Source organism: Microbispora sp. CA-102843 (genome assembly GCF_050936215.1).
GTDB lineage: Bacteria > Actinomycetota > Actinomycetes > Streptosporangiales > Streptosporangiaceae > Microbispora.
In genome coordinates this window covers 8,181,881-8,193,894 of the sequence record NZ_JBNJNF010000001.1, presented here as the reverse complement: position 1 = coordinate 8,193,894, position 12,014 = coordinate 8,181,881, and the positions used below count along the sequence as shown (strand labels likewise).

Genomic DNA, 12,014 nt, shown 5'->3' with positions numbered 1-12,014 from the left:
TACCGACTCTTTGTGATCTGGCATGGTACCGGCCCAGTCAACTGCCCTGTGAGCCACCTGGGCAAACCAGCGCCTTGGCCCCCACGGTACGGCTCCGGACGTGCTCGGTCGACGCCAGGCCACCAGTTCCTCGCCCTGTCAGGGTGTTCTGTCAAGGAGGAGAGTGTACTGACTGGTAACTTTCTAGTCGGACGTCCTAGTATCGGCGCTATGAGCTTCCCTCTCTACGCCCCCGCTGAGGAGCACGAGATGCTCCGCGAGACGGTCCGGGCCCTCGCCGACGAGAAGATCGCCCCGCGTGCCGCGGCGGCCGACGAGAACGAGGAGTTCCCCTGGGAGGTCTACAAGGACCTCGTCGCGGCCGATCTGCACGCCGTCCACGTGCCCGAGGCGTACGGCGGGGCGGGTGCCGATGCGCTGGCGACCGTGATCGTGATCGAGGAGGTCGCCCGGGCGTGCGCCTCGTCCTCGCTGATCCCGGCCGTCAACAAGCTGGGCACCGTGCCGCTGCTGCTGTCGGCGTCCGAGGAGCTCAAGCAGCGCTACCTGACGCCGGTCGCGCGTGGGGAGGCCATGTTCTCCTACGCCCTGTCGGAGCCGGAGGCCGGCTCGGACGCCGCCGCGATGAAGACCCGGGCCGAGCGCGACGGCGACCACTACGTGCTCAACGGCACCAAGATGTGGATCACTAACGCCGGTGTCTCGGAGTACTACACGGTCATGGCCGTGACCGACCCGTCGGCCGGCGCCCGGGGCATCTCGGCGTTCGTGGTGGAAAAGGACGACGAGGGCGTCTCGTTCGGGCCCAAGGAGAAGAAGCTCGGCATCAAGGGTTCCCCGACCCGCCAGGTCATCTTGGACAACGTGCGGATCCCGGCCTCGCGGGTGATCGGCGAGCCGGGGACGGGGTTCAAGACCGCGCTGGCCACGCTCGACCACACCCGCGTCACGATCGCCGCCCAGGCGCTCGGCATCGCCCAGGGCGCGCTCGACTACGCGCTCGGGTACGTCAAGGAGCGCAGGCAGTTCGGCAAGCCGATCGCCGACTTCCAGGGCCTGCAGTTCATGCTCGCCGACATGGCGATGAAGCTGGAGGCCGCCCGCCAGCTCACCTACGCCGCCGCGGCCAAGTCGGAGCTGGCGATGCACGGCACCCCGGTCAAGGACCTCACGTTCTTCTCCAGCGCGGCCAAGTGCGCCGCCTCGGATGCCGCGATGGAGATCACCGTCGACGCGGTCCAGTTGCTGGGCGGGTACGGCTACACCCGGGAGTTCCCGGTCGAGCGCATGATGCGCGACGCCAAGATCACCCAGATCTACGAGGGCACCAACCAGATCCAGCGCATGGTCATGGCCCGCCAGCTCCTCAAGTAGTCCTTGAGCAGCGAAAACCCCGCCTCCCGTACTGGGCAGGCGGGGTTCGCTGTATTCAGGTTGGTCGTGCGCGCTCCACGGCGTCAGACGTTCAGGTCGGGACGTTGGCGCATGCGCCCGTCCGTGCCGAGTTCAAGGACCGTGTCGATCCCGATCCGTTCGAGGAACGTGAAGTCGTGGCTGACGACGAGGAGGGCTCCGCGGTAGGCGTCGAGTGCCTCTGCGAGTTGCTCGACGCTGGCGATGTCGAGGTTGTTGGTGGGTTCGTCGAGGATCAACAACTGGGCGGGCGGCTCGGCCAGAAGAAGCTTCGCGAGCGAGACCCGGAAGCGTTCGCCGCCCGAGAGGGTGCTGACCGGACGGTCGGCGCTGTCCCCGCGAAGTAGCAGACGGGCGAGCTGGTTGCGGATCGTTCCGGCCGATGTGCCGGGAGCGACCGACTGCACGTTCGCCATGGCGCTCGCGTCTTCGTCGAGTCCGTCGAGGCGCTGGGGCAGGTAGCCGATGAGATCGGTCAGGAGTCTCCCGTGTGCTCGGCCGGGAGCCGGCGTTCCGCTGTGGACGAGTTGCTCGACCAATGTCGACTTCCCACCCCCGTTCGGCCCGACGAGGGCGACTCGCTCCGGTCCCTGGATAACCACGGTGCGGTCTTCGTCGTGGAGCTCGGCCAGGCGGCGGCCACGCGGTACATCGGGGTCGGGAAGCGTGAGGTTGATGTGCTCGTCCTCGCGGACGCGTGCGTCGGCGGCGTTCACGGCGGCCTGGGCGGCCTGGACCTTGTCGTCGAGGGTGGAGCGCAGCGAGCCGGCGGATGCCTGCGCCTTGCTGGCCCGGTTGCCGGCCAGGATCTTCGGGATGCCTCCGTCCTTTTGCGTCTTCTTGGCGGTGCGCTCTCTGCGGGCGAGCTTGGTCTCGGCCTCGACCCGCTGGCGTTTCTCGACCTTGAGCGCCTGCTGGGCCGAACGAGCGGCCTGAACGGCGGCGGCCTGCTCTTGTTCCACGTGCTCCTTCCAGGCGCTGTAGGGGCCACCGAAGGTGTCGAGGTTCCCGGCGTAGAGCTCGGTGGTGTTCTCCATGTGTTCCAGTAGTTCGAGGTCGTGGCTGACGACGACGAGGGTCCCGGGCCATTCGTCCACGAACTCGGCGAGCTTGGCTCGGGTGGGCCGGTCGAGGTTGTTGGTCGGCTCGTCGAGCAGCGTGATCGGAGTGCGGCGGATGCGCAGGCCGGTGATGGCGATGAGCATCGCTTCTCCGCCGGAGACTTCGGCGATCCGACGGTCCAGATCTGCGGCGGTGAAGCCGATCTGGTGCAGCGCCTCGTCGGCTCGCGCCTCGATGTCCCAGTTGTCGCCGATGGTGTCGAAGTGCCGCTCGTCGACGTCGCCGGCCTCGATGGCTCTCATCGCTGCGAGGACGCCGTCGATGCCGAGGAGCCCGGCGATCGTCGTCTCCTGTTGGAGGGTGAGCGTCTGCGGCAGGTAGCCGACCTCGCCGATCGTGTCGATCTGGCCGGCTGTCGGGGTCAGGATTCCGGCGATCAGTCGCAGCAGGGTCGACTTCCCGGCGCCGTTGCGGCCGATCAGGCCTGTGTGGCCGGTCGTGAACGTGCCGTTGACGCCGGAGAGCGCGACGCTGCCGTCGGGCCATTCGAACGTCAGGTCGCGAAGCGTGATGGCGGACTTAGTGGACATTGTCGGTGGTTCTCTTCTCTCTGCCCGTCACCACGGGACGGGTGTGATGGGGATCAGTTGCGCGCGACGATGACGGGTAGGGACCGGGACGTGCGGTGCTGCATGTGATGGCCTTTAGTGAAAGGTCGCGAAAGCTGGCGAATCTGACAGCGGCAACCGGCCCCTGGCCAGGTGTCAGTGCGGCAACGGAGTCGATCCCGGCAACGGGGAAGCCCGCCGACATGCGACAGCGGGTGGGTCCGCTGTCGGAGCGGAGAGAAGCCGGAGAGACGGCGAGATCGACATCACATGCGTTCGCGAGCACGGACTCGTGGCCGAGGTCGGTGCGGTGCGAACGTGCCGGTGAGGTTCACACAGGAAGGTCAACGCCATGAATTGGCGGACCAACGGCCCTGCAGGGAGTGAATAGTCGTCACCGATGAGGGAGCGATGCTCCCCGCAGGTGAAAGCCACCGGCAGTTCGGTGGCTAGATTCTGTCGACCTCAATCTCCATGGTCCGGATCGTATCAGTTGTGAGGGTCCTCTCGTTTCCTGCCGCGGCAGGAGGCCGGTACGCGGGTCGACCTCCCCGCCACCCCCTGTCCCGCGCGAGGCTCGCCCTGCTTGATGCACCGGCGAGCGGTGCCCAGCAGACAGGAGGCTGTGGTCACGGTGGTCACCCTGGCCTTCGCTGAATGGTTCGAATCATAAGATTTCGGGGCAAATGTGATCCCAATGTCATAAAGATCCGCCATCGTGGAGGAGTGCGAACGTGGCTCGATGATCAGGTAAGGTCACGGCTGGGCACGTTCGGCCTGATTGTGCCCTCGATCGTGCAGTGTGCCGTGGGTGCCGCGCTGGCCTGGATCGTCGCCGTTCAACTGCTCGGCCACGCCCACCCCCTCTTCGCGCCCATCGCGGTGATGATCTGCGTGGGTGTGGGGCTCGGGCAGCGGCTGCGCAGGGTGGCCGAGCTGGTGGTCGGTGTCAGTCTGGGCGTGGGCATCGGCACCCTGCTGGTGTCCTGGATCGGCTCGGGCCCCTGGCAGATGGCGCTCGTGATCGCGCTGGCAATGACGATCGCAGGGCTGCTGAACAGCGGCGAGCTCTTCGTGTCGCAGGTCGGGTCGTCCGCGGTGCTGGTCACCATGCTGGTGCCGGGCGAGCACGTCGGCGGGCTGGACCGGATGGCCGACGCTCTCACTGGCGGCGTCATCGGCATCGCGGTGGTCGCGCTGCTGCCCGCCAGTCCGCTCACCATCGCGGGCAAGCATCTGTCCGGCGTGCTTGACGCCTTCTCCACCATGCTGGAGCAGGCGGCGGAGGCGATCGAGAAGGGCGATATGGACCTGGCCGCCGAGGCCCTGGAGTGCGGACGCAGGACACAGACCGCGGTCGAGGAGTTCGCGGCGGCGCTGGAGAACGGCAAGGAGATCATCAGGATCTCGCCGCTGCGCTGGCACCACCGGGCCAGGCTGGCCAGGTACAAGACCGCCGCCCTACCGGTGGATCTGGCGCTTCGCAACGCACGGGTGCTGGTACGCCGCACGCTCGCGGCGATGGGGGAGGCGAGCCCGCCGCCGGTCGTCCTGGCCGAGGTGCTGCGCGAAGTCTCGGAGGCGGCGCTGCTGCTCCAGCTCGAACTGGGGGCCGGACGGGAACCGATGTTGACCAGGCAGGCGTTGCTCGCCGTCGCCGCGCGGGAGCGGCCCAAGAACCTGGGCTTCTCGGCGAACGTCATCATCGCGCAGCTGCGCTCCATCGCCGTCGACCTGCTCGAGGCGACCGGCATGGATCACGACGCGGCCTCGGCCGCGCTGACCCCGCTCGACGAGCTGAGCGACGAGAGCATGCGCGGCTGAGGTCGGACGCCCTGCTCACCGTCGCCCCCGAGGCCCTGCGCCGAGCACCAGATCCGGCGGGTGGTCATGCTCGCCAGCTCCTCAGGAAGCGGTTCGACGAAGCCCCGGCTCCGTGCTCGCGAGGCGGGGGTGTCGCCGCCTTGGCACCTCATGACCGGGCCGGGGGACGGCGGCGGTCAGATCGGGCAGGCGTCGCGGCAGTGGCCGAAGCGCTCGGCGTCCGGCGGGACGAAGCGGGTCTCCTGCGTCCCGCGCAGCGCCTCGGTCATCGCCTTCTTCCAAATCAGGCCGGGCACCGACGTGCCGTCCACGTGCGAGTAGCGGCGGCCGCCGATGCTGACGTCCACCATTGGGTGCCGCAGCGGGTCACGAGAGTCGCCGAGGCTGACGGCCGAGGCCAGGCCGGGGGTGTAACCGGCGTACCAGGCGGTGCGGGAGACGTCACCCGTGCCGGGCATGCCCGCCGCTTCGCGGCCGACGCCCTTGAGCGGGCTCCTCGCCAGGACGTCCGCCAGCACTCCGGTGACCGCGTCGGCGACCGCCGGGTCCAGGACCTGCGTGCAGTGCGCCGGCAAGGGGCGCCCGGCGCCTGAGCCGTCGCGAATTTCCGTGATCACCCTCGGCTCGCAGAAGCGGCCGCGGGCGGCGAGGGTCGCGTAAGAATTGGCCACCGCGACGGGGTCGGCCTCGTTGGGCCCCAGTGCGAACGTCTCTATCTCCTGGAGCGGCTTTCCGTTTGCGCTCCTGAGCCCGAGCCGCTCGGCCATCCTGACGGTCTCGCATAGGCCGACCTTCTCCTGTAATCGCATGTAGAAGGTGTTCACCGCGTCCTGGGTGCCCGACCGTAGGGTGACGAACCGGGTCCCGCCCTTCTCCCGGTTGTGCAGGGTGGCATGCATATCGGCGACGGCCCGGCCCGCGCAGTCCTTGAACGTCGCGTAGCCCTGGGGGCGGTACTCGTCCGAGACGACGAAGCCGTCGTCGTACCGGAGACCGGCGGCGAGCGCGGCGGTCAGGGCGTAGGGCATCGCCGTCGTGCCCTGCTGGAGGCCCGGCGCGTCGGCAGGATCACGGCTCGTGGCCATGGCCTTGACGGTCCCTTCGCCGGGAGTGATCATGACCTGGGTCGCGATCTGCGGGTCGTCGCGGTGGACGTAAGCGTCGACGGCCTGTTGCGCCGCCCGCTGGAGCCGCTGGTCGATCGTCGTCTGGATCGTCAGGCCGTCACGGGTGAGCAGTCGCGGATCCTCCGCGAGAAGTTGCTCTCTGACACGACGGCAGAGGTAGGGATATCCGCTGCCCGCGCAGTCGCCGGAGAACTCCTCGATGACGGCGCCCTCGGCATCCAGTAGCACGCTTTTCCTGGCCGCTGGGGAAGTGAAGGCCGCGGCGGTGGAAACCGAGGCCACAGGTTCCTCATCGACACCGCTGCCCGCCGGGCTCCGCAATAACAGGAGAACCGCGGTCACCGCACCCAGCGTGGCGACGCCCAGGAAAATCAGAAATGCCTTCATCGTCGCCCTTCAGTCGCCCATGGCCACGTTTCCATCACGCCCCGGCTGTCTCGCCGGGCCGAAACGTTCGTCAATGATGCAGTCCCTGCACCACACCGGCCAAATTCGCGCGGGCGCTTTGGCGTCCATTCCTCGGCGGGGTGATTTCGCTGATCACGGCCGCGGGCGGCGCGTCATTGCCGAGGGACGTGCCGTTATTCGGTTTTCAGCCCCGCCGATGAACGATTGAATGGCCATCGGAAGCGTTCGCTGTCTCGCGGACACCGCCCTGTCACACATCGGATAAGCCATGACCTCGCTCGTGCACCTCACCCCGGCGAAGAACATCCGCTCGATCCGGCGGGCGGGAATCCGCGCCGTCAGCGTGGGGCGGAACGACGTGACAGGCGTTTATTGCCTGCCGGTGCTGCCCTCCTACCAGATCACTCATCAGTGGGGGCGGGAGTTACGGCGCAATGGTCAGCGCACTCTTGTGGCCGTCCACTTCCGCATTCCCGACGACGAGCCGGTGTTGGTGGGCCACTACAACGCCCCGCCGGTCCAACTCAATAGCGCGGCCGCCGCCGCCCTGATCGCGGCGGAGCAGGACGCCCGCGGATACGAACTCCTGGTCCCGCGCCCGATCCGGGCCGGCGAGATTCACCGCATCAGGGGCGTGAACCGGGTGACCGGATGGCGCTACATGCCCAACGCTCACGGCAGGCCGCCCTGTGGATGCCCGGTCTGCAACCCTCGCGGAGCGTACGGCGCAGCCAAAATCCGCAAGGCGTACCTGGATGAATGAGCCGAAAGTTGGCGCAGCTACAGACGCTAGGCACTCCGCGGTCTCAGCCCAGGGCTCCAACTCGGACGATCCGCGCGGCTGCTCGCGACGCTACCGAGATCGTTGATGTCCGCATCATGCGAAGATGTCGGAATGCTGTCCCGAGTAACGCTGGCCGCGGTGATGGCCGGCGCCGCGCTCATGACCACCCCACAGGCTGAGGCCGCGTCGGCCAAACCCGTGATCCGTTACGCCGGCCTCGGATCCTGCCTGCAGGCCGACGGCGGCCGGCATCCGTGCGGCCCGTTGAAGCTCTGGCTGAGCAACGGCCGTGTCGTCGCGCTCCCCGGCGCACGCAGGACCGCGGCGCCTGACGAGTATGTCACCGCCGCCGTCATCGCGGTCTCTCAGGACGGCGCCCAGGCCGCGTACTTCGCAGGAAAAGACGGCGTGCTCACGATCTGGGAGGCCGCCACCGGCAGGGCGCGTGAGATCCCCACGGTGACATGGCCGGACGACCTCCAGATGAACGCACTGACCCTTGCCCCAGGCGGCCGGTTCGTCAGCATGCGCGGGGGCGACGCCTCCGAGCGGGAGATCGACCGGGTCGTGGACACGACCAACGGGAAAGTCTTCACCCTGCCGAGGGGATATCAGTCCTGGGACTTCAGCCCGGACGGTAAGCGCATGATGGCTGGTGACAACCGTACGGCGGTGCTCTACGCGACCGGCACGTGGTCGGTGAAACTGCGGCGATCCGTCTACATGCGGGGCGACCTCGCGCCCGACGGCGTCACTGTGGCCGCGCCGAAGTGGACGAAGGCCGGCGGTTCCGTCAAGAACGTGGTCCTCACTCGCAACCTGGCCACCGCGAAGAAGAGCACCGTCCCCATCCGGCTCCACGCGGGTGAGGTCGCTCTGAAGGCACGCTGGGACAAAGCGGGCCACCTCGACGTCCTGACTCGGTCCGATCGTCAGGTGCGCGGTGACCTGCGCAGGACGCATACCTGGTATCGACTGGACCGTGGCACGCACCAATTGCGCCGACTCGACTCCTTCGTCATCCCCTCCTCGGTGGGCGGTTACGTTCTCGCAGGCTGAAGAGTCGGGTGGCCGCGTCCTCCGGTCCGCCTTCGTGACTTCGAGGGTGGGAAACCCCGCTTTCCGCTTTCGGGAGGCGGGGTTTCCCATGTCTGCGTCGAGGCCGGGTAGCCGCCCCCGGGACCCGGCCGGTGCCCTTCCTCCGTCGCGTCGTGGACGCCCCGCGCGCGTGGCTCCGGACCTTGACGGTCCCTGGGCGCGGTGAGAGCATCGCCACCAATGTTTGCGTAAACATTCCCGGTTTCCACCCCCGGGCCCGTTGCGGCGATCGATGTTTACGTAAACATCCGCCGTCGGAAGAGCCGCCCCTGCCCCCGCCCACCCCTGAGCCCCCGAAGGAACGCCCCGATGAGATCCACAACGCGGCGCTGGGTCGCCGCGATCAGCACGGCCGCCATGGCGATAGGCGGCGCGGTCACCGCCGGAGCCGCGAACGCCGAATCGGCCGAGAGCGCGACGGCCGCGCTCCAGGCCGTCACCGTACGCCCCGACCCGTCCTACCAGGGGCAGCCGTTCGAAGGATGGGGCACGAGCCTCGTCTGGTTCGCCAACGTCACCGGTGGTTACCCGGATGAAGTCCGGCAGAAGCTCGCCGACATGCTCTTCGGCGAGGACGGACTGAACCTCAACATCGCCCGCTACAACATCGGCGGTGGCAACGCCCCTGACGTGCGGGACTATCTGCGCCCCGGCGGCGCGGTGCAGGGCTGGTGGAAGGCGCCCGCCGGCACCACTCGGAACGACACGAGCTGGTGGAATCCGGATAACCCAGACCACTGGAACTGGGAGGCCGACCAGACCCAGCGGTGGTGGATCGACCGGATCAAGAACGACGTCGACCACTGGGAAGCGTTCAGCAACTCGCCGCCATATTTCCAGACGGTCAGCGGCTACGCCTCGGGCGGATTCAACGCCTCGCAGGACCAGCTCAAGACCGAGAAGATCGACGACTACACGACCTACCTCGTCCGGGTCGTCGAGCATCTGGAGCAGGCGCACGGCATCAAGATCGGCACCATCGACCCCTTCAACGAGCCCAACACCAACTACTGGGGCACCTCGCTGAACTCCGCCGGCCAGCCGGTCGGCGGGCGGCAGGAGGGCGCGCACATGAGCCCGGCGCTGCAGCAGCAGGTGATCCGCTCGCTGTCCCGGCGGCTCCAGGGGTCCGGCACCGATGCGGCGATCTCGGCGATGGACGAGACCAACCCCGGCACGTTCGCGACCAACTGGAACAGCTACCCCGGCGACGTGCGGTCGCAGGTGGACCAGCTCAACGTGCACACCTACGGGACGTCCCAGCGCACCACCGTTCGCGACATCGCCAAGGGCGAGAACAAGCCGCTGTGGATGAGCGAGGTCGAGGGCTCCTGGGGTGACGGCCAGAACTTCGAGAGCATGGCGCCCGGGCTCGGGATGGCCCAGCACATGATCGACGACCTGCGGGAGCTGGAGCCCACGGCGTGGATCTTCTGGCAGCCGGTCGAGGACTACGACAACATGAAGCCGGGCGGGGAGTCGGCGAAGGGCATGAACTGGGGAAGCATCCAGATCCCCTTCGACTGCACTGCTCAGGACACCCTCGCCACCTGCCCGATCTACACGAACACGAAGTACGACACCGTACGCAACTTCACGCACTTCATCCGTCCCGGCGACCGGCTCGTGAAGGTCGACGACACCAACAGCGCCGCTGCGGTGTCCAAGAAGGGCGCGACGGTCGTGTACGTCAACAGCGGCACCGTGCCGCGCTCGGTGACGATCGACCTGTCCGCGTTCAAGACCGTCTCTCCGCACGCGACGGCGACCCCCGTCGTCACCGGAGCGGGCAGCGCGCTGCAGACCGGTGAGCCGGTGGCCGTGAACCGGGACAGCCGTTCGGTGACGGTGCAGGTCCCCGCCGAATCCGTGTCGACGTTCGTCATCGACGGTGTCGGCGGCGTGGCGAAGGAGGCCCCGCTCATCCAGGACGGGCACGTGTACCGGTTCCAGGGGGTTCAGAGCGGCAAGTCGCTCACCCCGGCCGACGGCACCGCAGGCGCGGTGATCCGCACCACCGACCCGGCGAGCGCGGCTCAGCTCTGGCAGGTGCGGAAGCTGACCGACGGTGCGAGCAACCGCGCCGAGTACTCGATCACCACGGGTGCGGGCGATCGCCAGCTGGCCGTCCAGGACGGCGCGCTCACGATGGCCGAGCCGCAGACCGAGCCGGACCCGTCCCGAAGGTGGATCCTCTCCACCACCGGCGACGGCGCCTACACGCTCGTCAACGTCGGGACCGGACGCCTGGTGGACGTCGGCGGCCAGGCCACCGCCGACGGAGCCGCCGTCGGAGTGTGGCAGGCCACCTCCGGGACCAACCAGAGCTGGAAGGTCGTCGACGAAACCGTCCAGGCGGTGCAGACCGCGGAGGTCTTCACCACGCCGGGCACCGCCCCGACGATGCCGGCGACGGTCGCCCCGGTCTACCGGGACGGCGCCCGCGGCACCCTGCCCGTCACCTGGAAGATTCCGGCGAACCAGGACTGGACCAGGCCGAAGACGATAAAGGTCTCCGGCGTGGCCACCGACCCGCTCGGCCGCCGGCACGAGGCCAAGGCCGTGGTCACCGTCGACACCCTCGTGTCGACACAGCCGGCCCGAGCCAAGACGTACGTCGGCGGCCGGCCCGAACTGCCGGCCCAGGTGACCGCCGTCGGCGGTCTCGGCGGCACGGTGGAGCGTTCGGTGACCTGGGACGCGCCGGCGGAGAACGCCTTCGACCACGCGGGCGTCGTCACCCTCTCCGGACAGGCGGACGCGGGAGACGGGAAGACCCTGCCGGCGACGGTACGGGTCCAGGTGACGCAGCCCGTGGAGGACAACGCCGCCCTCGCCGACGGCACGTCCATCACGGCGACGTACACCGAGCCCGGCTACTCCACCGCGGGCCTGCGCAACGGAAACCTGACCGACAAGGCCTGGTCGAACTGGAAGTCCGGCACGAAGAACGCCGCCGACACGATCACTGTCACCCTGCCGAAGCCGCGGACGGTCGCCCACGTCGCGACGGCCTTCTACAAGGACGGTTCGTGGGAGAGCTACGCCCGGAGCCTCAAGATCCAGGCCCGGAACGCGCAGGGCGCCTGGGTCGATGTCAGCGGTGACGTAGCGGTGCCCACCGGCGGGGCCAGTGGGCCGGTGGTGGACGTTTCCGTCACCGCCACGACGACCGACGCCGTACGGGTCGTCCTGACCGCCCGGCCCGACACGCACATGACGATCAGCGAGATCCAGGTCTTCGCGGCGTCGCCCGGTGTCTCGTCGGACGCCCGCGCCGAGACGATCACGGCCGACGGCGCCCCGCTGCCCGGGTTCGATCCGGACACCACGTCCTACCGGCTGGCCTGGCGGGGGCGTCTCCCCGAGGTCACCGCGGTGGCCGCGGACCCGTACGCCACCGTCGTGGTGAACCAGGCGACCAACCCCGGCCGTACGGCGACCGTCTCGATCGCCAGCGAGGACGGGTCGCAGTCGCGGACCTACCGCATCGAGCTGCCCCAGCACTAGCCACATCGAGCGGCCCCGTCCGGACGCCCCTCCTGGGACGTCCGGGCGGGGCCGTCGGCTTGCGGGCTGTTGACGATGTCCCGCCTCCTGGTTTAACTTCGTCTCTGTAAGGGACGAAGTTAACCGTCGTCCATGGTGGGCGTGGTAGTAATGAGATCCGCGGAGGAGGCCATACAGACA

At 68.5% G+C, this 12,014-nt stretch carries 7 protein-coding genes; 5 read left to right on the top strand and 2 right to left on the bottom strand.

What is annotated here, in order from left to right; all coding sequences use genetic code 11:
• The first annotated feature begins 210 nt into the window (after positions 1–210).
• Positions 211–1,374: an acyl-CoA dehydrogenase family protein gene (locus ACQEVJ_RS37785; RefSeq protein ID WP_433109477.1), complete on the top strand. Its 1,164-nt coding sequence runs from the start codon at positions 211–213 to the stop codon at positions 1,372–1,374.
• Between the two features lie 83 nt (positions 1,375–1,457).
• Here the strand turns inward: ACQEVJ_RS37785 and ACQEVJ_RS37780 are convergent, their stop codons facing one another.
• Positions 1,458–3,065 (bottom strand): ABC-F family ATP-binding cassette domain-containing protein, encoded by a 1,608-nt coding sequence (locus ACQEVJ_RS37780; RefSeq protein WP_433109476.1) that lies wholly within the window; start codon positions 3,063–3,065, stop codon positions 1,458–1,460.
• Between the two features lie 744 nt (positions 3,066–3,809).
• Between ACQEVJ_RS37780 and ACQEVJ_RS37775 the strand changes: the two genes are divergently transcribed.
• Entirely contained in the window at positions 3,810–4,907 is a 1,098-nt protein-coding gene (locus ACQEVJ_RS37775) for an FUSC family protein (protein ID WP_433109475.1), read from the top strand.
• Positions 4,908–5,083: 176 nt separating this feature from the next.
• Here the strand turns inward: ACQEVJ_RS37775 and ACQEVJ_RS37770 are convergent, their stop codons facing one another.
• Positions 5,084–6,262, bottom strand: a complete 1,179-nt coding sequence (locus ACQEVJ_RS37770) for a hypothetical protein (protein ID WP_433109474.1) — start codon at positions 6,260–6,262, stop codon at positions 5,084–5,086.
• A 448-nt stretch (positions 6,263–6,710) separates the two neighbouring features.
• On the opposite strand from ACQEVJ_RS37770, the gene ACQEVJ_RS37765 reads away from it, so the two are divergent.
• The 3 genes from ACQEVJ_RS37765 (at position 6,711) to ACQEVJ_RS37755 (ending at position 11,834) form a co-directional block, all read left to right on the top strand.
• On the top strand, positions 6,711–7,205 hold the full coding sequence (locus ACQEVJ_RS37765) for a hypothetical protein (RefSeq protein WP_433109473.1): 495 nt from the start codon (positions 6,711–6,713) through the stop codon (positions 7,203–7,205).
• A 132-nt stretch (positions 7,206–7,337) separates the two neighbouring features.
• Positions 7,338–8,285, top strand: coding sequence for a hypothetical protein (locus tag ACQEVJ_RS37760; protein WP_433109472.1), 948 nt, complete (start codon positions 7,338–7,340; stop codon positions 8,283–8,285).
• 348 nt (positions 8,286–8,633) lie between these two features.
• Positions 8,634–11,834 (top strand): glycoside hydrolase, encoded by a 3,201-nt coding sequence (locus ACQEVJ_RS37755; protein ID WP_433109470.1) that lies wholly within the window; start codon positions 8,634–8,636, stop codon positions 11,832–11,834.
• Positions 11,835–12,014 lie beyond the last annotated feature (180 nt).

Excerpts from the sequence above, each read along its gene's own strand:
- ACQEVJ_RS37785 (WP_433109477.1), top strand. The coding sequence starts at position 211 with ATGAGCTTCCCTCTCTACGCCCCCGCTGAGGAGCACGAGATGCTCCGC.
- ACQEVJ_RS37780 (WP_433109476.1), bottom strand. The coding sequence starts at position 3,065 with ATGTCCACTAAGTCCGCCATCACGCTTCGCGACCTGACGTTCGAATGG.
- ACQEVJ_RS37765 (WP_433109473.1), top strand. The coding sequence starts at position 6,711 with ATGACCTCGCTCGTGCACCTCACCCCGGCGAAGAACATCCGCTCGATC.
- ACQEVJ_RS37760 (WP_433109472.1), top strand. The coding sequence starts at position 7,338 with ATGCTGTCCCGAGTAACGCTGGCCGCGGTGATGGCCGGCGCCGCGCTC.
- ACQEVJ_RS37755 (WP_433109470.1), top strand. The coding sequence starts at position 8,634 with ATGAGATCCACAACGCGGCGCTGGGTCGCCGCGATCAGCACGGCCGCC.